31 protein-coding genes are annotated in these 26231 nt (G+C 57.7%); 22 read left to right on the forward strand and 9 right to left on the reverse strand.

Features of this window, described 5'->3' with window-relative positions:
• A partial coding sequence (locus tag H8E27_13880; GenBank protein ID MBC8326703.1) for a D-2-hydroxyacid dehydrogenase occupies positions 1-449 on the reverse strand: 449 nt, incomplete at its 3' end.
• Between the two features lie 95 nt (positions 450-544).
• Here H8E27_13880 and H8E27_13885 point away from each other — a divergent pair.
• The 11 genes from H8E27_13885 to H8E27_13935 all read left to right on the forward strand — a co-directional run bounded on the left by H8E27_13885 (position 545) and on the right by H8E27_13935 (position 10789).
• Entirely contained in the window at positions 545-1108 is a 564-nt protein-coding gene (locus H8E27_13885; GenBank protein ID MBC8326704.1) for a toxin-antitoxin system YwqK family antitoxin, read from the forward strand.
• A gap of 54 nt (positions 1109-1162) precedes the next feature.
• The gene (locus H8E27_13890; protein MBC8326705.1) at positions 1163-1774 is read left to right on the forward strand and encodes a sel1 repeat family protein; all 612 of its coding nucleotides are present in this window, start codon (positions 1163-1165) and stop codon (positions 1772-1774) included.
• A 516-nt stretch (positions 1775-2290) separates the two neighbouring features.
• Positions 2291-3397: a Flp pilus assembly complex ATPase component TadA gene (gene tadA, locus H8E27_13895; protein MBC8326706.1), complete on the forward strand. Its 1107-nt coding sequence runs from the start codon at positions 2291-2293 to the stop codon at positions 3395-3397.
• 13 nt (positions 3398-3410) lie between these two features.
• Positions 3411-4400 carry a type II secretion system F family protein gene (locus H8E27_13900; GenBank protein MBC8326707.1) on the forward strand — a complete coding sequence of 330 codons (990 nt, stop codon included), beginning with the start codon at positions 3411-3413 and terminating at the stop codon, positions 4398-4400.
• 11 nt (positions 4401-4411) lie between these two features.
• The gene (locus tag H8E27_13905) at positions 4412-5956 is read left to right on the forward strand and encodes a type II secretion system F family protein (GenBank protein MBC8326708.1); all 1545 of its coding nucleotides are present in this window, start codon (positions 4412-4414) and stop codon (positions 5954-5956) included.
• Positions 5950-6339 carry a hypothetical protein gene (locus tag H8E27_13910; GenBank protein MBC8326709.1) on the forward strand — a complete coding sequence of 130 codons (390 nt, stop codon included), beginning with the start codon at positions 5950-5952 and terminating at the stop codon, positions 6337-6339. The genes H8E27_13905 and H8E27_13910 overlap by 7 nt, the downstream gene beginning before the upstream one ends.
• A complete protein-coding gene (locus H8E27_13915) occupies positions 6336-6851 on the forward strand; it encodes a hypothetical protein (GenBank protein ID MBC8326710.1) in 516 nt (171 codons plus the stop codon). Before H8E27_13910 ends, H8E27_13915 begins: the two co-directional genes overlap by 4 nt.
• On the forward strand, positions 6848-7039 hold the full coding sequence (locus H8E27_13920; GenBank protein ID MBC8326711.1) for a hypothetical protein: 192 nt from the start codon (positions 6848-6850) through the stop codon (positions 7037-7039). Before H8E27_13915 ends, H8E27_13920 begins: the two co-directional genes overlap by 4 nt.
• Before the next feature lie 81 nt (positions 7040-7120).
• Positions 7121-7810 carry a cysteine hydrolase gene (locus H8E27_13925; GenBank protein ID MBC8326712.1) on the forward strand — a complete coding sequence of 230 codons (690 nt, stop codon included), beginning with the start codon at positions 7121-7123 and terminating at the stop codon, positions 7808-7810.
• Positions 7811-7820: 10 nt separating this feature from the next.
• A complete protein-coding gene (locus tag H8E27_13930; GenBank protein ID MBC8326713.1) occupies positions 7821-9860 on the forward strand; it encodes an acetylxylan esterase in 2040 nt (679 codons plus the stop codon).
• Entirely contained in the window at positions 9857-10789 is a 933-nt protein-coding gene (locus tag H8E27_13935; protein ID MBC8326714.1) for a fumarylacetoacetate hydrolase family protein, read from the forward strand. Before H8E27_13930 ends, H8E27_13935 begins: the two co-directional genes overlap by 4 nt.
• On the opposite strand, the gene H8E27_13940 is transcribed toward H8E27_13935, so the two are convergent.
• Positions 10786-11910, reverse strand: coding sequence for a zinc-dependent alcohol dehydrogenase family protein (locus H8E27_13940; protein MBC8326715.1), 1125 nt, complete (start codon positions 11908-11910; stop codon positions 10786-10788). The two genes, H8E27_13935 and H8E27_13940, sit on opposite strands and share 4 nt — an antisense overlap.
• Positions 11911-11967: 57 nt before the next feature.
• Between H8E27_13940 and H8E27_13945 the strand changes: the two genes are divergently transcribed.
• A complete protein-coding gene (locus H8E27_13945; protein ID MBC8326716.1) occupies positions 11968-12870 on the forward strand; it encodes a type II secretion system protein in 903 nt (300 codons plus the stop codon).
• Here the strand turns inward: H8E27_13945 and H8E27_13950 are convergent, their stop codons facing one another.
• On the reverse strand, positions 12871-13749 hold the full coding sequence (locus tag H8E27_13950; GenBank protein ID MBC8326717.1) for an alpha/beta hydrolase: 879 nt from the start codon (positions 13747-13749) through the stop codon (positions 12871-12873).
• Between H8E27_13950 and H8E27_13955 the strand changes: the two genes are divergently transcribed.
• From H8E27_13955 to H8E27_13970, 4 genes are all read left to right on the forward strand, one after another.
• The gene (locus tag H8E27_13955; protein MBC8326718.1) at positions 13748-13957 is read left to right on the forward strand and encodes a hypothetical protein; all 210 of its coding nucleotides are present in this window, start codon (positions 13748-13750) and stop codon (positions 13955-13957) included. The two genes, H8E27_13950 and H8E27_13955, sit on opposite strands and share 2 nt — an antisense overlap.
• Positions 13958-14043: 86 nt before the next feature.
• Complete coding sequence (locus H8E27_13960) at positions 14044-14937, forward strand: type II secretion system protein (GenBank protein ID MBC8326719.1); 894 nt, start codon at positions 14044-14046, stop codon at positions 14935-14937.
• A 65-nt stretch (positions 14938-15002) separates the two neighbouring features.
• A complete protein-coding gene (locus H8E27_13965) occupies positions 15003-16031 on the forward strand; it encodes a Gfo/Idh/MocA family oxidoreductase (GenBank protein MBC8326720.1) in 1029 nt (342 codons plus the stop codon).
• Entirely contained in the window at positions 16031-17023 is a 993-nt protein-coding gene (locus H8E27_13970; GenBank protein MBC8326721.1) for an NADPH:quinone reductase, read from the forward strand. Before H8E27_13965 ends, H8E27_13970 begins: the two co-directional genes overlap by 1 nt.
• Here H8E27_13970 and H8E27_13975 read toward each other — a convergent pair.
• A complete protein-coding gene (locus H8E27_13975; GenBank protein MBC8326722.1) occupies positions 17020-18849 on the reverse strand; it encodes an MFS transporter in 1830 nt (609 codons plus the stop codon). The two genes, H8E27_13970 and H8E27_13975, sit on opposite strands and share 4 nt — an antisense overlap.
• 112 nt (positions 18850-18961) lie before the next feature.
• Between H8E27_13975 and H8E27_13980 the strand changes: the two genes are divergently transcribed.
• Together H8E27_13980 and xth are read left to right on the forward strand one after the other, a co-directional pair.
• Positions 18962-19810 (forward strand): formyltetrahydrofolate deformylase, encoded by an 849-nt coding sequence (locus H8E27_13980; protein MBC8326723.1) that lies wholly within the window; start codon positions 18962-18964, stop codon positions 19808-19810.
• Entirely contained in the window at positions 19810-20562 is a 753-nt protein-coding gene (gene xth / locus H8E27_13985) for an exodeoxyribonuclease III (GenBank protein MBC8326724.1), read from the forward strand. The genes H8E27_13980 and xth overlap by 1 nt, the downstream gene beginning before the upstream one ends.
• An 18-nt stretch (positions 20563-20580) precedes the next feature.
• Here xth and H8E27_13990 read toward each other — a convergent pair whose 3' ends face one another.
• The 4 genes from H8E27_13990 to H8E27_14005 form a co-directional block, all read right to left on the reverse strand.
• On the reverse strand, positions 20581-20958 hold the full coding sequence (locus H8E27_13990) for a molybdenum cofactor biosynthesis protein MoaE (GenBank protein ID MBC8326725.1): 378 nt from the start codon (positions 20956-20958) through the stop codon (positions 20581-20583).
• A 91-nt stretch (positions 20959-21049) separates the two neighbouring features.
• Positions 21050-21295 carry a MoaD/ThiS family protein gene (locus tag H8E27_13995; protein MBC8326726.1) on the reverse strand — a complete coding sequence of 82 codons (246 nt, stop codon included), beginning with the start codon at positions 21293-21295 and terminating at the stop codon, positions 21050-21052.
• A complete protein-coding gene (gene hpt / locus H8E27_14000; protein ID MBC8326727.1) occupies positions 21292-21852 on the reverse strand; it encodes a hypoxanthine phosphoribosyltransferase in 561 nt (186 codons plus the stop codon). Before hpt ends, H8E27_13995 begins: the two co-directional genes overlap by 4 nt.
• A gap of 11 nt (positions 21853-21863) precedes the next feature.
• On the reverse strand, positions 21864-22244 hold the full coding sequence (locus H8E27_14005; protein MBC8326728.1) for a dUTP diphosphatase: 381 nt from the start codon (positions 22242-22244) through the stop codon (positions 21864-21866).
• An 85-nt stretch (positions 22245-22329) separates the two neighbouring features.
• Here H8E27_14005 and H8E27_14010 point away from each other — a divergent pair, with 85 nt between their 5' ends.
• From H8E27_14010 to H8E27_14025, 4 genes are read left to right on the forward strand one after another with little or no spacing between them, the layout of a single operon-like run.
• Positions 22330-22998, forward strand: a complete 669-nt coding sequence (locus H8E27_14010; protein MBC8326729.1) for a MotA/TolQ/ExbB proton channel family protein — start codon at positions 22330-22332, stop codon at positions 22996-22998.
• Positions 22995-23450 carry a biopolymer transporter ExbD gene (locus H8E27_14015; GenBank protein MBC8326730.1) on the forward strand — a complete coding sequence of 152 codons (456 nt, stop codon included), beginning with the start codon at positions 22995-22997 and terminating at the stop codon, positions 23448-23450. The genes H8E27_14010 and H8E27_14015 overlap by 4 nt, the downstream gene beginning before the upstream one ends.
• Positions 23447-24241 carry a hypothetical protein gene (locus H8E27_14020; protein ID MBC8326731.1) on the forward strand — a complete coding sequence of 265 codons (795 nt, stop codon included), beginning with the start codon at positions 23447-23449 and terminating at the stop codon, positions 24239-24241. Before H8E27_14015 ends, H8E27_14020 begins: the two co-directional genes overlap by 4 nt.
• Positions 24238-24462 (forward strand): hypothetical protein, encoded by a 225-nt coding sequence (locus H8E27_14025; protein MBC8326732.1) that lies wholly within the window; start codon positions 24238-24240, stop codon positions 24460-24462. The genes H8E27_14020 and H8E27_14025 overlap by 4 nt, the downstream gene beginning before the upstream one ends.
• A gap of 89 nt (positions 24463-24551) precedes the next feature.
• On the opposite strand, the gene H8E27_14030 is transcribed toward H8E27_14025, so the two are convergent.
• Positions 24552-26120: an IMP dehydrogenase gene (locus tag H8E27_14030; protein ID MBC8326733.1), complete on the reverse strand. Its 1569-nt coding sequence runs from the start codon at positions 26118-26120 to the stop codon at positions 24552-24554.
• Positions 26121-26231: the final 111 nt, after the last annotated feature.

The following is a 26231-nucleotide window of genomic DNA, read 5'->3' on the forward strand; positions in this document are numbered from 1 at the left end:
GTGAGCCCGTGCAATTCCACGAGCGGTTTTTTCCAGTAACAAAAATCGGGGCACGCACTCCAGTCCCCATTGCGTACACTGGCGTTGTGTAGGGCCGGTTGCGAGGCTAGCTCGAGCAACAGCGCAAAGGTCATCTGTGCGACCGACTCGGTGCCGTAGCCGGGGATATTGGTCACCGGAATATTGCGGGCGGCCGCTGCGCTGGTGTCTACGACATTATAACCGGTGGCGAGCACGCCAATATAGCGCAACTCCGGCAGAGCCTCGATGGCGGCGGCGGGCACGAGCGATTTGTTTGTGAACACAATCTCTGCGCCGGCAGCCCGTTCGGCTACCTGCGTGGCCGGCGTGCGATCGTGTACGGTCAAGTCGCCCAGTGCGCTCAGGGCGTCCCAAGAGAGGTCGCCAGGGTTGAGGGTGTGTCCGTCGAGGATGATGATTTTGGGCACGGGCTATTCTTCAATTTTCACTAATCAATTTTCAAGGTTCAAATCCTTCTTGAAAATTCCTTGACCGTTGAGACATGAGAAATGATCATTTCCGGATGACAACCCAATCTGCACGCGCGATCAAATATGCCCAGCTCGAGTGGCGCAATGAACAGGGGGAATCCTATGAGCAATGGGAGGAGGGCTGCCGCGCTTTTCAAAAGGGTGGCGCCGGGCCATTCACCGGGCGTGCGGTGGATTTGTACGACAACGGCGCAGTGTCGCTGGAGGGCGAGTTTCGGGAAGGCTTGGCACACGGGGAGGAGATTTGGTTTTTTGAAAATGGCAATCGTAATTCGCTGGTGACCTACAATGACGGCCAGCGCAACGGGCCGCATCAGGTTTGGTATGAGACAGGTGAATTGCAGATTGATGTCCACTACACGCGCGGTCATCGCGACGGGGTGCACACGGTTTTTTATGAGAGCGGCCAGAAACGGTCCGAGGCGGATTTCCAAAACGATCAACTCAACGGTGCGTACACCACGTGGTTTGAGGATGGCAGCAAGCGTAGCGAACGCATCTTCGAAGCGGGCACTGAACTCAAGCGCCGCGAGTGGAACGCCAAAGGCGATCAGAAACCGCTCAAGACTTGGAATGCGGACGGTTCACCACGATAAATGTTTGGTCACACAACAATCACTTAGTTATTTTTGCTCATGAACATACCAATTATGAAAACCCTTCTGATTTCCACCTTGTTGATTTCCCTTAATGCTGGGGCTCAAAATAAACCGGCGCCACCCGCAAAGCCCGCACCGGTGAATCCTGCCATTGCGGCAGCCAAGGCGAAGTTCGAATCCGTCAAAGCCGCAGCCGCGCAGGGAGATGCCGCCACCTTGCACGAGCTGGGTGATCTTTATTATGCCGGCAAAGGAACAAGCCGAAATTACGCTGAGGCGTACAAGGCGTATTTGGCCGCGGCGGAAAAAGGCCATATCATTTCAGAATCCACCGTGGGGTGGATGTGCCGCAACGGGCAGGGCACCGCGCGCGATTATAAAAAGTCGATGGAGTGGTACACCAAAGCCGCCGAAAAAGGTCATGTGGAGTCCCAACTTGGTTTGGCCGAGCTGTATTACAATCAAGTAGGCCTCCCCGCGCGCGATTACCCTGCTGCCTATAAATGGTATCTCATCGCCGATGGTTTGGGCAGCAAAGTTGCCAAGGCATTCCTGCCACGCATGCAGCAAACGGTACTCAAAGAGCCCAAGGTAACCGCTGCGGAAAAAGCCAGTGCCGAAAAAGCTGCAGCCGATTGGCTGGTCGCTTATTCCAAAAAATAATCAGGACCCATTCAACCGTTTTCTTTGAAGCAGGGTTGCTCTCAATTGTGAATAACCTGTGAAGAGAGGAAAATAAGTTTTACTTCGCGTTTCAATCATTTGTGGTAGTTTCAATTTGTCGGCAGAATTTTCGGGGAAACTTGGAAAGGAAGCTGGCCGAGTCAGAGGTTCGGAAGGGCTATTTTTACGAGTGGGCCTTCAGCTGGGACAAATCTTTCGGGGTGAATTCCGGTGAGACTCAGGCTTGTCGCCTCCACCCGAGGCATCCTTGGCGAGACGGCTTCGGCTCCGGCTGATGTCGATTCAACAGGGCTTGACCGTCTGGGAAGTGAATTTCGGTTCACCGCTCGGGCGGTCTTTTTTCATTCCGGTCGGTCTTTTCTTCACAGTTCATTGAACAAAGATATTCAGGATGGACTGTTTTTTATCTTGAATATCCGTGATCAAATCTGGTTTCTGTGTTGGAGGCTAGTCTGCCGTGTGTTAATTTTGTTTAGCAGGAATCGATGACCCAACATGGTCGTTTTGGCGAACAACTCAAATGCTTCCGATGATTTCGAATCTGCCGCAGTCAAGGCAGTGGATGAATTGGTGGGGCGCGCGGAGCGGGCGGGGGCAAGCGATGTGCATTTGCAAATGTGTGGCTCGGGCGAATCGGGCGCGCAAGTGTCCTTCCGGCTCGATGGCTTGATGGCGCCGGTGGATGAGTTTTCAGCCGCCGTGGCGGGGCGCGTGTTTGGCCGCATCAAATATCTGGCGCGATTGAAAACCTATCAAGATTCCCTCCCGCAGGATGGTCGCATTGCGCGCGAAGAAATCAATGCCGCCCATGATGTTCGCGTGGCGACGTATCCCACCGTCACGGGCGAGAAAATTGTGCTGCGCTTTTTCCCGGAAGCCGCGCAGTCGCTTGATGAATTGGGTTATCAATCCGAGCTCCGCGCGGTGTTGGAAACTTTTTTGAAATCGCAATCCGGTTTGCTGCTCCTCACCGGCCCGGCAGGCAGCGGCAAGACCACCACCATTTATTCCTGCCTGCGTCACTTGGCCCAAAGTGGCGGCCGCCACATCATCACCGTGGAGGATCCCGTGGAGCAGGTGCTGCCGGGCATTATGCAAACCGAAGTGAACGAGGCGCGCGGCTTGACCTTCGCCACCGCTGCACGGCACTTGATGCGGCAGGATCCGCAAGTGCTGGCGATTGGCGAAATTCGCGATGAAGAAACCGCCCGCATCGCCGTGCGCGCGGCGCTCACCGGTCATCTTGTGATTTCCACGCTGCACGCAGGCTCGTGCTCCGGTGTGCTCGAGCGGTTGCTGGCGATGTGCCCGGATCGCTACGCCGTCGCAGCCGCATTGGCGTTGGTGTTTAATCAGCGGCTTGTCCGCCGTTTGTGCGCCGCGTGCGCGGGCGAAGGTTGCGGGGATTGTTTGGAGACGGGTTATAAAAACCGCTTGCCCGTTTCCGAGTGGGCGCGGATGGATGACGCATTGCGGGCGCAGGTGCGCGAGCACGGGGCATCCGTTTTTCAACCGGCCGAGCCATTAGCCGAAGCAGGAAAAGTTTTACTCAAAGAAAACCTCACCAACGCCGCAGAACTCGAGCGTGTTTTGGGTTCATAAAACCCTTTGTAAAATGCCAATCCAATCTGACGAACTCGCCTTTGCCAACGAACAACTGGCTGGGATGCTGAAGAGCGGTCTGCCGCTGGAGGGCAGCTTGCGCGAGCTGGCCGGTTCGATGGAGCGTGGCCCCTTGCGCGCGGAGTTGGTGGCGCTGGAAAAAGACCTCGCCGCCGGCACACCGCTGGCCGACGCGCTGGAACGCCGCGACCTGCCGCGCCTTTACAAAAAAATGCTGCACGTCGGCGCCGAGGCCAACAACCTCCCCTCCGTGCTGCAGTGGCTGGCCGATCACTACGCGCGCGCTCACACCACTTGGCTGCGGCTGAAGGGACTGATGGTGTATCCGATGCTGGTATTGCTCACCGCCACGGCGTTGTCGTTCGGCGTGGCTTGGAGTATGGCGGAAGTGTTGACGGTCGTGCCGCTGGGGGATTTTTATGGGAGAGGCGAAGAACCAGTGATGTACCGCTTTTATCAATGGGCACCGCCGGTGGCTTTGATGTCCTTGACTCTCATCGCAGTAGGATTGCTGGCATCGCCTGGGATGCGGCGGAATATGGTTTGGCGACTGCCGGCTTTTCGCGAAGCGAGCCTGGCGCGCGTGGCGGGTGCGATGGCGATGTTGCTGCGCAGCGGCTGTACGCTGGGCGAATCGCTGGCGTTGGTACGCGAATTGGAAGCAGACAACGCAGCGGGCGCGGAATTGGCCGAATGGAGCGAACGCCTCGAGCGCGGCGAAGGCAAGCCTGAGGAATTTGCTCAGCCCGGTAAGGTGTTTCCGCCACTCTTCACGTGGGTGCTGCGCAGCGGCGGTGAGGACTTGGCCGCCGGCTTCGAGCGTGCGGCGGATTTGTATCACGCCCGCCAGACGCATCGTACGGATGCCTTTTTGTTTGCCGCGCTCCCAATGGCTGTTCTCGCGTTGGGACTTTTAATTATGGTGCAGGTAATTCCAGTGATGATGGCCGTCACGGGAATGATGGATCGGCTTAGCGCTTAAAATTTTCGATTATGACGGATAACGATTTTATTCAGATCATCGTGATCGTCGGATTGGTGCTCTTGATGTTCCCAATGCTGCGGTTGGGTGGATTTGTGCTGGGATTGCCGTTGCGGCGGCGGGAAAATTCGAGGTTGTTTCTCAACCTGCTCGAGATGGGCCTGCGCGAAGGGCGGCGTGCGGAGGAAATCTTTCTGTCCTGCGCGCGCGCGGGCGATCGCTCGGTGGAATTCCTGACCACCCCGCGCACGCCGTTTGTGCTGGGGATGGTGCATATTTTGATGGGCGCGGTGAGCTTGATCATCACATTGATCTGTATGGTCACGTACCCGTCCAATCAACCTGTTGATGATTACGGGTTTATGCCTTTGTTCGGCTTGGTGATCATTTGGGATGGATTCATTATTTGGGCAGGCGTGCAATTGATTCGCTTTCGGGCGTGGGGGCGTAGGCTGGCCATCTGGTTGGCGTTGGTAAATATTTTACTGGCCAGTGCCAGCTCCGCCTCGCTGTTTTTTGGCGGGCAGTTTGCTGGAGGGTGTTTGGCCTTTGCCGGTTTTATAATTCCGGCCATGTTTATTTTTTTGCTTACCAAACCTGAAGTGGTGGCGGTGTGCGGGCGCAAGGGAAAACAGGAGCCGTTGCTGGTGACGCGCCTGCGCGAAATGGAATTAGTGGTGGCCTTGCGCCAAGCGCCCGGGCTGATTGAGCCGCGGATCGTTTCGCTGCTGGCGGTGGGGCGCGAGCTGGGCGACCTGCAAAAAGTGCTGCCCGCTTGCCGCGCGGTGTTGGGTGAAGCCACAGGAAAAGCCCGCACAGCGCAGAATCATTTCGTGCTGTTGTTGCTGGTCGTGATGCCGATGAGTTTGATCATATTGCCGATCTTGGGCGTTTTTATTTTCCCAAAATTCCAAGCCATCATTTCCGAGATGAGCGCGCCCGAAACGTCGGCGGTGCTCTTTGATTGGTTGATGGTCAACCTTGGGTGGGTGGTCGGCATTCACGCGCTGGTGTTGTTGGCTATTTGGGTTTTCGCGCTGGCGTTTTTGGCCGGACCGCGGTTGGAACAGTATGTTGCCCGCGTCGTGCCGGGGCTGAGCGCGCGGATGGCGCTCGCCTTACCGTGGCGCCGCAAGCGGGTGCAGCGCGATTTTTCTGTGTCGCTGGCGCTGTTGCTCGATGCCGGCTTGCCGGAAGCGCGCGCGTTGGAGTTGGCTGCCGAAAGCACGGGCAATCGGATTTATCAAAACCGCGCGGTGCAAGTGAGCGCGGATTTGGCAAACGGAATGCCCTTGCCCGAAGCCGTGGGTCGCATTGATGGCTCGGGTGAATTTCAATGGCGCCTCACCACTGCGGCGCGCGCGGGACAGGGGTTTCTGCCGGCCCTGCGCGCGTGGCACGAGATGCTCGATGCCCGCGCGTCACAGCAGGAACAATCCGCCGCGCAAATGGCGACCACCGGCTTGGTGTTTTATAATGGCGCCGTCGTGGGCCTCGTGATGTTGAGTGTGTTCCAATTTCTCATCAGCGCAATGGAGGCCGTCTCATTGTGGTAACGCCCCATCCATCAACAATTAAGAAACGCCAGCGCGGCTCGTTGACGGCGGAGGTGATGGCGGCCTTGGCTATCCTCACGGCGGTGATGATCCCGCTGGTGGCCTCGTCTTTGCACGATCAACAACACACCCGCGAACTGTACCTGCGCGCGGTGGCGATGGAAATTGTGGACGGCGAAATGGAAGTGCTCGCTGCCGGTGCGGGTAAGAACTTCGCGCCGGGGCAACACCCGTATTCCGTCAGCGCCCAAGCCGCCGCCAATTTGCCGGCCGGAAAATTTATTTTAACCCGCACTCAAGAAACCATTCGCCTCGAGTGGCAGCCGGACGATCCGGCCACACATCGGCACATCAGCGTGGCCCGGGAGGTGCGCCTGCAATGAACACGTCGAACATCATACCCCCAGCACATCGGCGCGGCGTTCTCATTGTGGAATTGTCGATGTACTTGGCGCTGTTGCTGATGTTCAGCACATTGGCCTTTCAAATTTTTCACCGCGCCAGACAACAGTCCGCGGATATTCAGCGGCAATCGCGCGAAATCTCGCTTGCCCTGCGCGCGGGCGAACGCTGGCGGGCGGATGTGCGCCAAGCCACCGTTGCGCCCGAGTGGATCCCCAGTGCGTGGCGCAAGGCAATCGTTTTGCGCCTGACCACGCCGACGGGCCACATCGATTATTTTTTTGAAGGCAGTCGTGTCTGGCGCAAGGTCGGCGAGGCGCCCAAGGAAAAGATTTTGTTCAATGTGAAATCCTCCAAAATGATCGATGACTCCCGTGACAGCGTGCCCGCAGTGCGCTGGGAATTGGAAATCAAAACTCAAGGCGGCCGCCGGGCACAAACGCAACCACTATTCACTTTTTTAGCCGTGCCAAACTCGCAATCGTTGCAATGAAACTCCGCAGCACAAACCGCCGTTCCCGAGCTCGCCAACGCGGCGGCGCGATGATCATCGTGATGTTGATGCTTGCCTTGCTCGCCCTATTCGCCTCGGCCAACAAACAAACAAACTATGGCCTGAACGACGAACTCAACCGCCTTGAGGCCGAGCAGATCGAACGGCTCAAGGCTAGCGGGGAATGACCCAGACCCCAGACCCAATGAGGATTCTTTGGGCCTTCATCCGCCTTTGACTTTCACCTTTTGCCTGATTACTTTCCTCCCGTGAATTCCCACGACGCCATTCTTAAGGCGAAGCTGAGGTTGATTGATGAGACGCACCGGTTTGTGCCGAAGCGGTCGGCGTTGTTGATCATCGATATGCAGCACGGGTTTGTGGATGAAGGGGCTTCGCTGGAGGTGGCAGCGGCACGTGATCTCATTCCCAACATGAAAAGCCTCATCGCTGCCTTTCGCGCGGCGAAGGCGCCGGTGGTGTTCACCGAATTTGTGTATGCAGACAACGTGCCGTGTCTTCGAGGTGATCCTTTCGGCATTGAACATCTGAAGGCCGAAGGCGCACCGGGATTTGGCAGCAAGTCCAGCAACTGTCTGGTCGGGCATAATGCCGGCACCGGCGTGGAATCGGCCGACACCATTCCGGCGCTACAACCGCGACCGGAGGAGTTGATCATCCGGGGGCATACTTACGATAAATTCTACGGCACCCCGTTGGACCTCGCCTTGCGCAGTCAGGATATTTCGCATCTCTTTCTCACCGGCATCACTACTGATGTGTGCGTGAACGCCACGCTCATCGCTGCCACCCAGCGCAACTACCGCGTCACCGCCATCACCGACGCCTGCGCCTCTCCTTGGCCGGAGCTGCATGAGGCGTGCTTTAAAATTTGGCAACCCAAGTTCGCCCGCCTGAAACCCACGGCGACTGTGCTCGACGAAATTTCTGTTCAATAACACATCCATCATGAAACGCATTCTGATCCCCCTGTGCGCGCTGGCTTGGGCGACATTGGCTGTCGCCGAGGTGCCGCGTGTTTTTCCTCAAGGACAACAGCCCGATGATATCCGCCTGAAACCGCTCAAGGATTTGAACGGCCATTTCCCCTTTGCCGTGCCCAAGACGCTGGAGGCGTGGAAGGCGCGCAAGGCGGCGCTGCAATTGCGGGTGGCGGTGGCCAATGGTCTGTACCCCATGCCGCCCAAGACGCCGCTGAACGCGGTGGTCCACGGCAAGGTGCATCGCAAGGGGTTTAGTGCGGAGAAAGTGTATTTCGAAAGTTTGCCGGGATTTTATGTCACCGGCATTTTGTTTCGGCCGACGGATAAGATCGAAGGCAAACGACCCGCAGTGTTATGTCCGCACGGCCATGGCGGGCGCCTGCAGATGCACAGTGAATCGGCGATTCTTAATGAGATTAAGATTGGCGCGGAGAAGCACAAGGAATCCGGTCGCATGCCCAAGGTGGCTCGCGCCGCCACGCTCGCGCGCCTCGGGAATGTGGTGCTGCTCTTCGACATGATCGGCTATGCGGACAGCACGCAGTTGTCCTACGAGCTGGCGCACCGTTTCCGCACGCAACGACCGGCGATGGAGGGCAAAACGAATTGGGGCCTCTACAGCGCTCAGGCCGAGCTACGGTTGCAATCGATCATGGGTCTGCAAACGTGGAACGGCATTCGTGCGCTGGATTTTTTGGCCAGCCTGCCGGAGGTGGATTCCAAACGCATCGCCGTGACTGGCGGCAGTGGCGGCGGCACGCAGACCATTTTGTTGGGGGCGTTGGATGACCGCCCGATCGCGGCGTTTCCCAACGGCATGGTAAGCACCTCCATGCAGGGCGGGTGCACCTGCGAGAGCTGTTGCTTACTTCGTGTGGGGACGGGCAATGTGGAGCTGGCCGCGCTCTTTGCGCCGCGGCCGCAGGGGATGACTGCTGCCAACGACTGGACCAAGGCAATGATGAGCGATGGTTATCCCGAGTTGCAAAAGTTGTACGCGCTCTACGGCAAACAGGAGAATGTGTTTTGTGTCGATCTCACGCACTTTCGGCATAACTACAATTACGTGTCACGAAGCCATATGTATCATTGGTTCAATCGCCATCTGAATTGGGGCCTGAAAGAACCGATCGTGGAGGCGGATTTCAAGCTGTTAAGTCCGGAAGAGCACGCGGTGTGGAACGATAAACATCCCCAACCGCCCGGCGGCGAGGCCTTCGAGCGCAAGCTGACCAAGTGGGTGGCCGCACGAGATGCCGGGCTTGTGGCGAAAATGTCCGCGGGCGAACTGCGCGAGGCTTGGGGCACATTGATTAGCCGCGAAGCCCCGGCCTACAAGGCGGTGGCTCGGGAGAAGGTGAAGAAAGTGAAACGCGACGGTCATCTGGAGTTTGCCGATATCCTCCGGCTGAAAGCGCATGGCGAATCGTTGCCGGTCGTGTCGTTGTATCCCGCCAAGGAATGGAACTGCAAGGCAGTGCTTATTTTGACCGGCAGAGGCAAGGCGGGCTTGTACGGGGCGGACGGCAAACCGACAGCGGCCGTGCGGAAACATTTGGCGGCCGGCACTTCAGTGGTGGGCGTGGATCTCTTTCAGCAAGGCGAGTTTCTCAAGGACGGCAAGCCGTTGGCGCAATCGCGTGTGGTGAAGAATCCACGGGAATTTGCCGGTTATAGTTTTGCCTATAATCACACGCTCTTTGCCCGGCGGGTGCATGATGTGTTGACCGTGCTGGCGTGGGTTCGTGGGTTCGAAAGTGAAACGCCCGAACACCTCCGCGTAGAGGCCGATGCCGCGATCACGCCGGTGGCACTGGCGGCCCTGGCCGTGGCCGGGTGGGGCGTGAACGAAGCGGCGTTGACGCCCAATGGCTTTGAGTTTGCGGATTTGAAATCTTATCGCGACCCGAATTTTCTTCCCGGCGCGGTGAAGTATGGCGGTATGAAAATCCTGCGCCGTTTGGCGTCGGATCACGGGATACAATTTATCAAGGCCGGGAAATGAAGCTCTGTCGATTCGAACACGCAGGGCGGACGCAGGTGGGCTTTTATGCCGAACAACAGGTCGTTCCGTTGATCGCAGTGGCGCAGGCGGCCGGCGTGGTGTTGACGGAGGGCGAGGATCTGTTGCCATTTTTACCCGGAGGCGCGGAACGCGAGGCGGCCCTGCGCGTGGACGCGTGGCGTGTGGATCATGCCACGGCGATCGAAGGGTTGGCCTTGAAGAATGTTCCGATTCTCACGCCCGTTCCTCGGCCCAACAAGCTCCTGCTGTTGGCGGGCAATTACGCCAAACACATCGAGGAAGGCGGTGAGATCGCGGTGGAGCGCGCGCGTACGTATCCGTATGTGTTCATGAAACCGGCCTCCACGACGCTCAATCGGCACGGTGGCGAGATTCCCATTCCGGCCGTGTCACCGAATCACATCGATTGGGAATGCGAATTGGGCGTTATCATTGGGCGCCGGGCCAAAGGCGTGACTGAGGCTGAAGCGCTCGATTACGTGGCGGGGTACACGGTGGTGAACGACATCTCCGATCGAGGTTTCCGGCCCAATCCGGATCGTTCAGAACGCGATCGGGACAAGTTTTTCGATTGGCAACATGGCAAATGGCATGACGGCAGTTGTCCGGTTGGGCCGTGTGTGGCTTGTCCTGAATCGATTCCGGATCCGCAGACCTTGCCATTGCGTCTTTCGGTAAACGGCGAAGTGCATCAGGACGCCAGCACCGCGATGCAGATTTTTCCCGTGGCGGCAGTAATTGAATTCATCTCCTCCTTCGTCACGTTGGAACCCGGCGACATCATCTCCACCGGCACCGCCGCCGGCGTCGGCCACGCCAAAGGGGTGCACCTAAAAGCCGGCGATCAGGTTGAGGCGAGTATCGAAGGAATCGGGACGCTGAAGAACACGATGGTGTCCGGCGATTAAAACAAAATCACCTGCCGAGCGACTTCACCTTTGTGCAGCCGATCAAAGCCCGTGTTGATGTCTTCCAATGCGATGGTGTCGGTGAGGAGCTGATCCACCGGCAGTTGGCCGGCGTGGAACATCTCAATGAAGCGCGGGATATCGCGGGTGGGCACGCAGCTTCCCTGATAGGAGCCCTTCACCGTTTTCTCCATGGCACTGAGCGTCACAGCCGGAATGCTGAATTGATGATCGGGATGCGGTAGACCGATAGCAACGGTGGTGCCGCCGCGCATTGTAGATTCGTAGGCCTGCGCCAGCACAGTGGCGTTGCCCACACTTTCAATGGCGATTTCCACACCGCCATGGGTGAGATCCTGAATGACTTCCACCGGATTGTTTTCCGCTGCGTTGATGGTGTGGGTGGCGCCGAGGTTGCGGGCCATCTGGAGTTTGGAATCGAGCAAATCGACTGCAATGATTTGGCCGGCGTTGCAGGCCTTGGCTCCAATCAATGCCGCGAGCCCCACGCCGCCCAATCCGAATACCGCGACACTCTGGCCGGGCCGGATATTGGCCGTGTTCATCGCCGCCCCCGTGCCGGTCATGACCGCGCAGCCAAACAACGTGGCGTGCTCAAAGGGCAGGGTGGAATCGATCTTCACCAGCGAGCCGGGCAGGGCGATGGTGTATTGCGAGTAGCCGCTCACGCCGCAGTGATGGAAATAGGATTGGCCATTGCTACTGAAGCGTTGGGCGCCGTTCATCAGCACGCCGGCATTGTTGGCCTTAGCACCGGGTTCGCATAGGGAGGGTTTGCCCACCGTGCAATACCGGCAATGACCGCAGCTGGGGATGAAGGTGAAAATCACATGATCATCGGCCTGCAGCCCGCGCACGCCGGGCCCCACTTCGCGAACGATGCCGCTGGCTTCGTGGCCGAGCACCATGGGCATTTGGCGTGCCCGCGAGCCATTGATCACAGAGAGATCCGAATGACACAAACCGGCGCCTTTCACCTCGACCAGAACCTCGCCTTCGCCGGGGCCATCAAGATCGATTTCCTCAATGACCATCGGCTGGGAGTCCGCATAAGGCAGCGGACGCCCCATCTCGTGCAACACAGCAGCGGCGGTTTTCATGCGGCGCAGCATTGGCGAATCGCTGCCGGATTGCAATCATGCAACCGATGTCGCAGGATGATGACGGTGCACCGAATGAGGCCAAGACAGGCATTTACCCTGATCGAATTGCTGGTGGTGATTGCGATCATCGGCATTTTGGCCGGCTTGCTTCTGCCTTCTCTGGCCCGTGGCAAGGCTAAGGCGAACCGGATTAAGTGTGTAAACAATTTGCGCCAACAACACGCGGGGTTTCTGGCTTTTTCCCATGCGCATGATGATCGTCTGCCATGGTTGCTGACGCCCCGGCAGGGTGAGGTTTTATGGCAGGAGTTGTACGGCAAGGAACACACCGGCGCGCATCATCTTTGGGACATCCGTTTTCTCTATTTACCGGCGCCGATTCGAAAGGAACTGGGGACGGCCCGGATACTGGCCTCACCCTGCGATCCAGTGGTGGTGCCTTATAATGAACTGGAGCGTGCCGAGGGGCGCTGGGACGGGTTTGGGCATGCCTTTGATGGGGTGCACATTCATATGGATCGCCGTGCGTTAAGTTATGGATTGCACCTTGGCGCAGATATGCTGCGGCCGTCTGGGGTGCTGGCGTTCACCCGAAACGTGGAAGGGGAGGATCCCTATGAATTTAACTATCCAGTCAAGCGCACCAAGCCGGAATTCTGGCCTTACCTCGGGGGCGCGTTGCGTGTCAGCAATGCGGGATCTAGTCGCCAAGGGTTTGTCGGGAACTCAGAGAGCGACACAATGCGGTTGAAGAAATACGCGATCAGCGGCTTGGGCAAGAGTCAGGGGCAATTGGTTCGTGTGGACGGGAGTGCCCGCATTTCCAATGACGCAGATCTTGCGGATGCGGTGCGGGCGAATGCCAGCACATCAGGCGGGAATTATCTTGGGGTGAATGAAAATTTCACGCGCCCGACTCAAGAGGAAATCCCTCCGGAAATTCTCCGGATCCAATAATCATTTCACCCACTCCGTGCGCTTGAGCCAGGCTTCCACTAGTTTGGGCCATTTGGAAACGGGATCGGCGGAGGGGCGCAGACCGTAGCCGTGGCCGCCATGCGGGAACACATGCAGCGCCGAATGCACGCCGGCACGGCGCATGGCCAGCCACATTTGCACGCTGCTGTCGGCGGTCACCCGGTCATCGCCGGCATGGATGAATATGGCGGGCGGCGTGTCTTTATCCACCGGCACCTCGGGGACGAGTTGGGTTTTTGTTTCGTTATCGACGAGATAGGCCGGGTACACGAGCACGCCGAAGTCCGGGCGGCAACTGACTTGGTCCGCGGCATCCTGAGCGGGGTAAGTGCGTTTGCGATAATTGGTCATAGCCGTCGCTGTTAAATGGCCGCCGGCGGAAAATCCCAGTATGCCGATGCGCTTGGGATTGATCCCCCACGCCTTGGCGTGTTGGCGGGTCAGGCCGAGCGCGCGTTGGGCGTCCTGCAACGGCGCGGCGTGTTTCTCGCGGTCTTTGCGGCGAGGCACGCGGTACTTCAACACAATCGCCGTCACGCCAATGCCGTTCAACCATTCGGCGACTTCCGTGCCTTCGAGGTCCCAAGCCAAGATGTTGTAGCCGCCGCCCGGGCAAATCACCACGGCCGTGCCATTGGGGTTCTTGGGTTTGAATACCGACAGCGTGGGGGCGCTGACATTGCCGATTCGGATGACCTGTTTTTGGCCAGGACGCGCCGGTTGTTCGGCTTCCGGCGGGAGTTCATACGTTTCCCCAGGAGCTTTGCCGGGCCAGAGATTCATGGATTTCCACGCCTCAATTGCGTGAGCCGGTGTGAGGAGCTGGAACAGGATGACTGTAAACAGTAGCAAGCGCATGCCGCGAGTGTGCGCGAAACCGGTTTGGGAGCAAGGCGAAATGAATTGGGGATTGAGGCGGCCGGGCACCATCGGCATCGAGCGCGGGCGCTCGCGGGCGTTTTACCTCCACCAGCACCTCGCACTCGCCGGGGCCTCTAAATTCCAATTCCTCGATGACCATCATTTGCGAGTCGGCGTACGGCAGGGGAAGTTCTGTTTTGGGTAGTGTCGCCGCTTTGGTTTTTATGCGCAGGAGCAATAGGGAAAGAGTGACGGATTGCAATTGCGCATCGTTTGGGGCACGGTGCGCAAATGCAGTTAACAGCAATTAAGCGAGCGTTCACGCTGGTGGAGTTGTTGGTGGTGATTGCCATCATCAGTGTGCTGGCTGGTTTGCTGCTGCCCACGCTGGCCAAAGGCAAGGCGAAGGCGAACCGGATTAAGTGCGTAAACAATCTTCGCCAAGTGAACGCGGCGCTGCGCGGGTTTTCCATGACACACGATTCGCGTTATCCGTGGTTGCTCACGCGGCAGCAAGGCGATGCGATGTTCAAGCAAATGTACGGGCAGGCGCATTCGGGTTGGGTTCATTTGTGGGACATTCGGTTTATGTTTTTGAGCGAACCGGCCCGGCGCGAGCTGGTGACCGCGCGTGTGTTGGCTTCGCCGTGCGATCCTTCGGTGACGGTTTATAATGAAGAGGAAGCCACCAATGGCAAATGGGAAGGCTTCGGCGCGGGTTTCGATGGTATTCATATTCACATGGATCGCCGCTCGATGAGCTATGGCGTGCACCTCGGCGCGGATGAGCAACGCCCCGCGAGCATTCTCGCCTTTACACGCAACCTCATTGGCACGCAGGCGTTTGAATTTGATTATCCCGCGGGGAAAGCGCTGCCGGACATCGCGGAGTTTCTCGGCGGTTCGTTGCAATCGGCCATACACAATTCTGCGCTGCAACAATTCATCGGCAACGACCACGCCGATTCTGTGATGCTTCAACGCCACGCGATGGCTGGATTAAGCGCGAGCCAAGGCCAAATCACCCTTGCCGATGGCAGCGTGCAGCAGACGACAGACGCGGGTCTCGCCAAAGCCATCAAGGGCCACGCGAGCAGCCACGGGGGTTCATACCTGGGGGTAAACGAAAATTTCACGCGCCCCACCCAGCGACCCGATCCCGACGGGGTGATGGAAATCCGCTAACCGTTGGCTTCTATTTCATAAGAAAAGGTTGAGCCTCTTCCCCATTCACACCACACTTTGCCCGTATGATACGCATGGGGCTCATCGGGTTGTCGCACGATCACGTGTGGGATTTACTGCCGGAGATGGCGGCCAACGAACACGTGGAATTGGTCGCCGCCGCCAGCACCAAGCCGCCGTTGCTCGAGCGCATCGGTAAGGAATTCGGCGTGGCCACTTACACCGATTCTGCCGAAATGGCCGCCAGCCAACAGCTCGATGCCGTTTGCCTCTTTGGCGATAACCGCGCCGGCTCGGAGGAAGGCGTGAAAGCCCTCGAACGGGGTTGGCATGTGCTCATCGAAAAACCCCTCGCCGCCGATCTCGCCGGGGCCGATCAACTTCTCCAAACCGCCGACACGACCGGCAAGCGGTTGATGGTCAACTGGCCCATCGCGTGGTGGTCCGGCGTGCAACACGCGCTCGCCCTCGCGCATTCCGGCGAAATCGGCGAGGTGTGGCAAGTGCGTTACCGCGCCGCACATCAGGGACCCAAAGAAATGGGCGCGAGTGAATATTTTTGCGATTGGCTCTATGACCCCAACCGCAACGGTGGCGGCGCGTTGATGGATTATTGCTGCTATGGCGCGGTGCTTTCGCGCGTGCTGCTCGGCCGCCCCCACAGTGTTACGGCCGTCACCGGCAATCTGGTGAAGACCGATCTCGACGCGGAAGACAACGCCGTGTTGCTGATGCAATACCCCAAAGCCATCAGCATCGCCGAAGCCAGCTGGACGCAAATCGACAATGTCACCCACTACCACACCCAAATCTACGGAACTGAAGGTACCCTGCTCGCCGCGCCTGATGAAGGCCCGTTGCTGCTCGCCACGCCAAAATATCCTGAAGGCAAACCAGTGGATGTGCCAAAGGCGCCTGCGCATTTACAAAACCCCATCGCCCATTTCTTGCATTGCCTCGATAACGACACCGCTTTCCAACCTCTCTGCCGCCCCGGCCACTGTCGCGACGCCCAGGAAATTCTCGAGGCGGGAATGCAATCCGCCACCGCTGGAACCAAGGTGGATCTTCCTCAACTCACGGGGATGGACTAATGCAGGCAGCGTACATTGAGCAAACCGGCGGTCCGGAGGTGATTCAATTCGGCGATTTGCCTGACCCCTTGCCCAAGTCCGGCGAAGTGCTGGTGCGCGTCGGCGCGGCTTCGGTGAATCCCATCGACACATATACGCGCGGCGGGATGATTGCGACCGAGTTGCCAATGCCGTTTGTGGTGGGCAGTGATTTGGCGGGCACGGTGGAGGCGGTTGGCGAGGGCGTTACGCAATGGGAAATTGGCAACCGCGTGTGGGGCGCAAACCAAGGCGGGAATGGACGGCAAGGCACCTCAGCGGAGTACGCGTGTGTGAATGCAGACTGGCTGCACGCAACGCCCGACGGTGTGAGCGATGAGCATGCAGCAGCGGTGGCACTGGTGGGCATCACCGCACACATCGGCTTGGTACTGCGCGCAAAAGTGGCAATGGGTGAGACTGTGTTTGTGAACGGGGGTGCGGGCGGAGTGGGTTCGATGGTGGTGCAGATTTCAAAAGCACTTGGCGCGCGCGTGATCGCCACCGCCGGTAGTGATGAACGTGTAGCCACGGCAAAGGCGCTGGGTGCGGATGAGGGCATCAATTATAAAACTGAAGACGTGGCCGAGCGCGTCAAGGAATTGGCACCGGACGGCGTGAACGTGCTGTGGGAAACAAGGCGCGATACGGATTTTGAAAGGACTATCGGCCTGCTCGCCCAGCGCGGGCGAATGGTGGTGATGGCCGGCCGCGATGCGCGCCCCGTGCTGCCGGTGGGACCGTTGTACGTGAAGGATTGCTCCGTGCACGGATTTGCGATGTTCAATTACACGGCGGAAGAGCAGCGCCCGTGCGGCGAACATCTCAACCGCTGGCTGTCCGAGGGCAAACTCAAGGCAAACATCGACCGCGTGTTGCCACTTTCCGAAGCCGCTGCGGCGCACCAGTTGCAGGAGGAAAACACCTTAAACCTCGCGGGCACTTTGGCGGGGAAGATTGTGCTGAAGCCTTAATGGTCGGCTTGCTGATTTCCCTCGCCCTCGGGTGCGGTGGTTTCTTCTTCGTCTTCGGCGGCGATGGTTTCAGGCTCGTCATCAGGTTCATTTGCGTGATCGCTGTATTGGGGGTCGGGGAGTTTGCCGGCGATAAACCAGCCAAGGGCGAAGACGAAAAATCCAATCGCAGCCGTGGTGTACGCTACGCGCATAGCGAATCCTTCCGGGCCGTGGAGGGACTCAGGGAAGATGCCCTGCCAGCGTTGATCGGTAACGGTAAAAACCAGAAAGGCAAAACTGGTGCCGATGAGGCGGCCGCCGATGTTGGCAGCGAAGCTTTCGCCCGTGCCGCGTAAGTGGACCGGGAAAAAGCGCGGCAGCATGTTACCCCAAAAAGTAAACTGCCCGATGACGAGCAGTCCGGCAATGAAGACGCCGATGTACGCGGTGGAAAGGCTGTTGGCGATGAGAAAGCCAAAGATGAGGGGCATTAAAAATATTCCAGGCAATTGGACAGCCCGCAGGACGGACCGGCACGGGGCGTCTTTTAGATAATTAGTGAGTTGGGTGGTCAGCCACCAAACGGGGATGCCGATAATGCCGCCAAATAAAATTCCTTTGCCGAGGCACATCAAGTGGGCGGTGAGCACACTTGTGTCAGGGTCGGCGAATTTCAGGCCAAAGCCCATCAGCGATTCGTAGATTAAAAACACCGTCAAAATCGACCACCCCACGAAGGGTAAAATATTGGCCGTGCCACGCGCTACGACGACCACCATCACCATCGCCATTAACGCCCGTCCGAAAAGCCCTCCGACTTCCTGCACTTTGGTGACGTGCGAGACGTGCACTCCCTCTGCGGCTTTGAACGCTGTTTTGCCGGCGATAGTAGTTTTCTTTTTGTCCAAATTTTTGGCTTGGGCAGCCGCCACGGCTTTGTCTTTGGCCGCGTTGGAATCAGCGGCCACTTCAGGTGCTTTGGGCAGGATGAGGCGCATATGTTGCAACGCGCCAAACGCCCCGCCATAGGCCAGGGCGAATAGCAGTGTGATGATGATGGTCACCCGTTTGAATTGCGGCGCGAACAGTTCGCCCAGGCTCGGGCGTTTGAGTTTGCCGGCATCTTTTTTCATTTGCCATTGGGGTGATTCCGGCAGGAAGGGGCGAATGATGATCAGCGGGATGGCGGGGATCAATCCGCTCATCAACGTGTATCGCCATACGGCGGTGTCGCTATCGCCGGAAATATTACCAAGCACGCCAGCAAACCAATCCGGCATCACCGGCAACCCGCCGCCGGTGCTGGCGATTTGCGAAAGGTAGCCATAAACAATCGCCACTGTGAGGCCGCCTACCGAGGAGAAGGCTTGGGTGTAGCCCAACACTTTTTCGCGTTGCACGCGGTCCGGAAACAACTCGGACAACCAAGCCACCGCCGCGACAAATTCCACGCACACGCCGATGAAAACGAGGCACCGAAAAAAGAGCAGTTGATACATCGTGGTGGAAAACCCCGCGCAAAATGCCGCCACCGCATAAAGCAAAATACTGTATGTCAGCACCCGCCGACGGCCAAACAGATCGGTCAAGTAACCGCCCAATAATCCAAAGATGCCGCCGCAAATGGCCGGCACAAAAAAGATGATTCGAAACCAATGCGTAAACTCCGGTGTGCCCGGCTTCACGCCCGCCAAATCCCCCAGCGCATCTTTGCCGATGAGCGGCAGCATTAGCAGTTCGTAAATATCGAAGAGGAACCCCAATGTGGCGATAAAACAAATCAGCCACTGGGTTGGGGTGAGTTTTAGTTTGGGTTCGGAACCAGAACCAGAGTCGGCGCTCATAGCCGCGACTTATGGCAATTCCAGTTGCTAAAAACAAGCTCAATTGTACGTGAGCGTACAGTCGTGTGCGAAAGGGTTGCGTTGCGTCCACGGGTTTGCTTTGCTCCCGCGCATGCAGCGTTACGCTACCATCACTGTCATTGGCCGGGACAAGACCGGTGTGATTGCGCGGGTCACGAATTTTCTTTTTGAACAAAAAGCAAATATCGAGGCGCTGGAAGAGGCGGTCACACGCGGCCAATTCAGCATGGCCATCCAGGCCTCGTGGCGTGATGGGCAGTTGAAACCCGCCATACTCAAGCGCGGCCTCAACACCTTGGGCAAAGAATTGGGAATGGAAATGCGCCTGCGCCTCACCGAACCGGGAGGCAAACAGCGGATGGCGCTGATGGTCACGCGCGAGTCGGGCTGTCCGGAAGCGTTGCTGGCGGCATTCCAAAAGAAGCAATTCAATCAAGCAGAGCCAGTGGTGATGCTCGGCAATCGTCCTGATCTCAAGGCGTTGGCGCAACAGCACAAGCTCCCCTTCGTACACATCCCGTGGGCTGATCGTGCGCGTGCCGAGAAAAAAGCGCTGCGTATTTTGGAAACGCACGAAGTGGATTTTGTGGTGCTCGCTCGGTTTATGAAAATTCTCTCGCCGGACTTTGTGTGGCGTTACAAAAATAAAATCATCAATATCCACCCCTCGCTGCTGCCGAGTTTTCCCGGACCACAAGCCTATCGGCAAGCGTACGAGCATGGCGTGAAAATCGCGGGCGTCACTGCACATTTCGTGAGCATGCAGCTTGATGAAGGCCCCGTCATTGCGCAGGAAAGTTTCCCTATTAAATCCGGAATGACCCTCAAGCAAATCGTTGCCGCCGGTCAACAATGCGAAGCCAAGACGTTGGTGAAAGCCGTGAAAATTTATCTCACCAAACGCCTCGACGTGCATTGGGGTGTGGTGAAAGAAGTGTAGTGAGAATCCTCTCCTGGAACGTCAACGGCCTGCGCGCCGCGCAGAAAAAAGGTTTCGCCGATTGGCTCGGCGAAGCGCAGCCGGATATTCTCTGCATTCAAGAAAGCCGCGCGCTGCCCGAACAAGTAACCCCCGATTGGCCAAAAACTTACGAGCCGCACTGGAATCCTGCCGAGAAAAAAGGCTACTCCGGAGTAATCACCTTCACCAAAACGCCGCCAATAAAAATCACGCGCGGCATCGGTATCGCCGAACACGACCACGAAGGCCGCGTGCTGACCACCGAACACGACGGTTTCTTTTTGGTAAATGTTTATGTGCCTAACGCGCAACGTACTCTCGCGCGGCTGCCGTATCGGCAGCAATGGGATCGCGACTTTCTCGCGTATCTGAAAAAACTCGAACGCCGAAAGCCGGTGATATTTTGTGGCGATCTCAATGTGTCACACAAAGAAATCGATTTAACCAATTTCAAGGCCAACAAAAATAACGCCGGTTTCACTTCCGAAGAACGTGCGGGCTTCGATGCCTTTGTGGCTGCGGGTTTCATTGACACTTTTCGCGAATTCGAATCCGCCGGCGGCCATTACACGTGGTGGAGCAATCGCCTTAACGCTCGCGGCCGAAACATCGGCTGGCGGATTGATTATTTTTTGGTTTCAAAAAGCCTGAAACCACGGTTGAAAAAGGCATTCATTTTGCCCGAGGTAATGGGTTCGGACCACTGCCCCGTAGGGGTTGAGATTGGGTAGGGCTACGCAAGCCTTTCCCTACCGGACCACCCGTTTCCAAATCGGTACTTTCCGTTTCATTTCATCAATCAAAAACTGGCAAGCCGCAAAGGCCTCGGCTCGGTGAGGGGCGGTGATTTCCACTCGCAGCGATGGGTCATTCACCATCACCTCGCCCACGCGATGGATCAAGTGGATGGATTCGACGGGCCATTGGTTTTCGATGGCTGCAAAAATTAATTCAAACTGATGGCGCACCATAGGTTCGTTCGCTTCGTAGTCGATGGCGCGGATGAGTTCACCGTCTTCCGTTCCGCGCACCACGCCATGGAACGTCACCACCGCGCCCATGCCTTCGGTCATTGCCGGTGTTGATTCGGGGATTGAGTTCGGAGTGAGGGTGAGTTGGGTTTTCATTGTTCACCTTGGTTGGGCAGGGCGGTTTCTTCGGAACCGCCTTGGCGCGCTCGGGGAGCACGCCCTACCTTTTGGTTCGCGCTGTAATATTTCATCCGCCTTGTACCGGAGGGAACAGCGAAACTTCGTCGCCATCGCTCAATACAAATTCATCCGTTTGGTAATCCACGCCCACGGCTTTGAGTGTGCTATTTTTCATTTCGGCAAGTATTGGGAATTGCGTCATTACTTTCGTGTGCAGGTCTCCCAGTGTTTCGCCTTCTTCAACTTCAATTGAAGTTTCATCGCGCTCCGTTAAGTCTCGAAAGTACGACCAGAATTTAACGGTAATTTTCACGGGTACACTTCCGGTTTCAAAACGCCAATAAACGGCAGATTGCGATACCGTTCGGCGTAGTCGAGGCCGTAGCCGATGACAAATAAGTTGGGCACTTCGAAGCCGATGTAATCAGCGGGGATGGTTTCGGTGCGCCGGGATTTTTTTTCGAGCAACACGCAGGTTTTGAGGCTGCGCGGTTGGAGGGCGTTGAGTTTGTCGATGACGGCGCGCAGGGTTTTTCCGGTGTCGAGGATGTCATCGACGAGTAGCACATCGCGGTCGCGCGCTTCGAGCCGGAGTTCTTTGGTGAAGACCAGCTCGCCCGGCGCGGTGCTGTTGCCGTAGCTGGAGACGCCCATAAAATCCAGCCGCATGGGCAGCGCGATGTGGCGGATGAGATCGGCGAGAAAGGGCACGGTGCCGGTGAGGAGCGCGACGACAAGTAGATCTTTGCCGGCAAAGTCGCGCTCAATGTCGGCGGCAAGTTCACGCACGCGCACGGCGATTTCGGCTTCGCCGATGAGCACGCTTTCCACTTCATCGCGCAAATGCTCCGGTGGCGGTGTGGCGGCCATATGAGTTAAGATTAAATGTGCTTTGAATCGTCGTGATCTTTTTCCGTGTAGCCACTGTCTTGGCGTTGGAAATTGACCTCGTTCTTTTTCAAGTACGCTTCGTAAACATCATCGGCGCTCATCCCGAGCACTTGGGCGAGGCTGATGAGAAAGTGAAACAGATCGACCACTTCCACGCGCGCGTTTTGTTCGTCGAGCTTTTGGTATTTGGCCCACCATTTCCACGGCACGCTGTCGGTGAGCTCGGCGAGTTCCTGGCTCATCGCGCGGCAATAGTTGAGGGTCCATTCGGTTTTCTGCTCATCGGTCATGCCATTGGTTTGTACGCCGATGCGTTCGTTGAGAGATTTCTGCATGCGAAACAGTTCGCGGAGTTGGTCAGGCTGGTCCATACGCGAGAATGGCGCGGAGCGGGCGGCGGCGGCAAGGCGAAGTTATTGGCGTGACCTCGGGAGGGGGGATGATTTACAAACAGTCATGTTTGCCGTGACGTTGCTGCAGGGGGGATCGATGGTTTGGGCGTTGCTGGCCGCCAGTGCGCTGGGCGTGGTGGTATTTGTGGAGCGCCGCCTGACGTACCATCGCGTGCAGATCAACACCACCGCCCTCCTCGGCGGCCTGAAAAATGTGCTGCGCCAGAAAAATCTGGTGGAAGCCATCGACATTTGCGATGCCACCCCAAGCCCCGCCGCGCGTTTGGTGAAGACCGTGCTCACCCAGCACAACCGCCCGCGCGAGGAGGTTAAGGAGGCGCTGCAACAATCCGGCAGCATGGAAACCGCGCGGCTCGAGCAACGCCTTGGCGTGCTGGCCACGCTCGGACAGGTGGCGCCGTTGCTCGGTTTGCTCGGCTCGGTGCTTGGTTTTATGAAAACCGGCGAGGCGGTCATCACCGATCATCACGCGCACTTCGCCCAATCACTGATGCCGCTGGCGCTCGGGTTGGCGGTGGGCGTGCCGTGTTATGTGGGCTACAATCACCTTGTCACCGTGGTGAGCGATATTGTTTTGGATATGGAAAAAACTTCGCTCGATGCTCTGCGGATGGTCAGCGAAATGGAAAAGCCAGGTCGTCGCAAAAAGAAAGCCGAAGAGACTCCTTCTACTGCATCAACTGAGGGCGCCGATTTATTTGATCAGCCGTGAAATTTCGTCGCCAACATCAACTCCGTTGTGAACTGCCCGGCGCGGTGCCGATTGCGGCGATGATGTTTTTGCTTCTGTTTTATCTCATCCAAAATAAGGCGCTGCTGCTCACGCCCGGCGTGTCGGTGGAGTTGCCCAAAGTGGCGGGCGCGCTGCCGGAAGGCTACTCTGGTGCGCTGGTGGTGGCGTTGGACCGAAAGGGCAATTTGTTTTTTCGCAACGTGACCGTGACATTGGGAGATTTGCCGGGCGAGTTGCAGCGGGCGGCGGCGGGTCGCACCAATTTATTACTCGTGGTACAGGCCGACCGCCGCGCCAGCCAGGAATCCATCACCCGCGTGGCCGCCATCGCCCGCGCGGCGGGCATTCACAAAACGTGGCTGGCCACGCAGCCGAGGTTAATTGTGAAACCCGATGAAACCCGCAAGGTCAACAAGGTAAAATCAAAATGACCACTCCCACCGGCAGCACGCTTTCTACAGGGCGGTTTCGTTGGGGCTGGTGGGTGGCGGTAGTTTTCGCGCTGCAAGGCACTGGCTTGTGGTGGCTATCGCGCAAGGCTAGCGCGCCCCAACCGTCGGCCCATCCCGCGCCTCTTTTGCTGGCGAACACCAACAGTGTCGGATTGCTCGAGGCAATGGCTCTGGAGGATCCAACTGCGTTTGCGCGGCCCAATCCGAGAGGGTTTTCCGGCCCATCACTGCGGCCGGGAATGATGCCGCATCAGCCGTATCGTTGGCAGCCGCCGGAGCTTGAAATTCCGTATCCCACCAATCTGCTCACCGGCCCGATCGACAGTATTCTGAAAACAAACCTCGGCGACAGCGCGAATGCGTTTATTAAACCGAACCCGGAAATAATGGTTTTGAATGTGCCGCCACTGGATTTACCAAAGGCAAGTCGGCTGGAAGTGGCAGGCGAATTGGCAGGACGCAAATTGGTCGCGCTGCTCAAATTGAAAACGTGGAATCACACATCGCTGCTGCGTCCCACGCGGGTGCAGGTGATGGTGAATCCAAGCGGACGGGTGTTCAGTGCGGTGCGTTTAGGCGGCTCGGGGCACGCGCCGGCTGATGCGCTGGCGTTGACGTTAGCGCGGCGATCGATTCAGTTTGTGAAAACGACGAATGCGCCCGCCGCGCCACTGGATCTATCCAGCTTTGCCACGGGCGATTTGATTTTTCATTGGCACACGAATCCATTGACGGTCACCAATCTCGTGCAGGCACCGCACCGCAAATGAGTGCATCCGATTCCATTTTTCTTTTCCTGTTTGTGCTGCTAGGCGGCTGGGCGGCGGTGGCGTTTTATGCCCGCCAGCGGGGATTGGATTTCGAGCCGGATCCGAATCGGGATAATGTGTTTAGCTGTGAAGAATGCGAGTACGTTTATACCGATGACGATGATGTGGAACGCTCGCGGTGCCCGGAGTGCGGCGTGATGAACGGGCCGGCGGTTTTTTAATGCCCAAGAACCAATGACCAAATTCCAAGGAAGCTCCAAATCCCAAATCCCAATTGGGCATTGGGGGTTTGGTCATTGGTCGTTTTCCCTCAGTTCCCCGCTTTCACTTCGATCACATCGTGTGGCTTGGACTCGTGTTGGCTGGCGGCGCTGATTCTTAGGTAGCGCGCTTTGTCCTGCAGCTCGGTAAGGTTGGCCGCGCCGAGGTAGCCGAGGCCGCTTTGGATTCCGCCGGTGATTTGGGTGAGCACTTGGTCGACTGAACCGGAAACTTCCTTTAACGCCTCCACGCCTTCGGCGGCGATTTTGCGGGTGGTGTCTTTGGTGCTGTGGCCGTAGCGGGCGGCACTGCCGGCTTTCATCGCGGCGAGGCTGCCCATCCCGCGATATTGTTTGTAGCGTTTACCGCTGATCTCCACGATGTCGCCGGGCGATTCCTGACAGCCCGCGAGCAACCCGCCACAAATTACCGCGTCCGATAGCGTGAGCGCTTTGACAATGTCACCGCTCTTGGTCACGCCGCCATCGGCGATGACGGTGACGCCCTTGGCCCTCGCGCCTTTGGCCGCCACGTACAGCGCGGTGAGTTGCGGGATGCCCACGCCGGCGACGATGCGCGTGGTGCAAATGGAGCCGGGCCCTTGGCCGACCTTGATAGAATTGGCGCCGCAGTCGGCAAGGTATTCCACGCCCGCCGCGCTGGTGACGTTACCGGCGATAATGGGCAATGCCGGAAACGCATCGCGAATGAGCTTCACCGAATCGCCGACCCCTTGCGTGTGGCCGTGCGCGGTGGAGACGGCGACCGCATCCACACCGCGTTCGAGCAATCCGCCCACGTGAACGGTGATGCGGTCGCGATCCAGTTCGCCCGCTTTGGTGCGCGTGGCGGAAACGGCTGCGCCGCAGAGCAAACGAAATTCCCCATCGCGCGCCGGTTTGAATTGGGCGCTTTTTTCCAGCGCGATGCGTTCCACATCACTGAGGGTGAAGAGCCCTTTCAAATGATCGTCATTATCCACCACCAATAATTTATTGATGCCCGGATGATCGGTAAAAAACTGGTCGGCCACATTGATGGGATCGGGCTCGAGTTCTTTTTGCGTGATGGCGTGCACACTGGCGCGTGGGATGGCCGCCTCGCCCACGCGGCGGTCGGCGTAGCGGGGCTTCACCACGCTGCCAGAAAGCAAGCCGGTGAGGTTGCCCGCGTCGTCCACCACCGGAAAGGTGCTGAACGTGTAACGCTGCTCCTCGATCAGCTCCAGCACATCGCCCACCGAAAGATCGGGCGTCACGGTGATCGGTTCCTGAATCAATCCGTGTACGTGATTCTTCACGCGACTCACTTCCTTGAGCTGCTGTTTCTCGGGCATATTATAATGCACAAGCCCCAGCCCGCCCTTGAGCGCCATCGCGATGGCCATCGCGTGCTCGGTCACCGTATCCATATCGGCCGAAATAATCGGCAAATGCAGTTCCAGATTTTCCGCCAATCGCGTGTCCAGAACCGTATCGCGCGGGAGGATTTGTGAAAACTGCGTGGCCAGCGTGACGTCGTCAAACGTAAGGCCCGTATTGGCGTGGCGCGGGAAGAAGGTATCCGCGTTTAAATAAAACTGCGAATCCGTGTCATCAGAATTGGACTTGGCTGCCATAGGCGACCTTGCCCGAGAGAGGCGGCACGTGGCAAGCCGGAAATAAAAATGGGCCCGCAACGGTGTGGAAGGTTAGGGAAGGTAGGGCGGTTTCTCCAAAACCGCCTTGGT

This window comes from Limisphaerales bacterium (genome assembly GCA_014382585.1).
Taxonomy (GTDB): Bacteria; Verrucomicrobiota; Verrucomicrobiia; order Limisphaerales; family UBA1100; genus JACNJL01.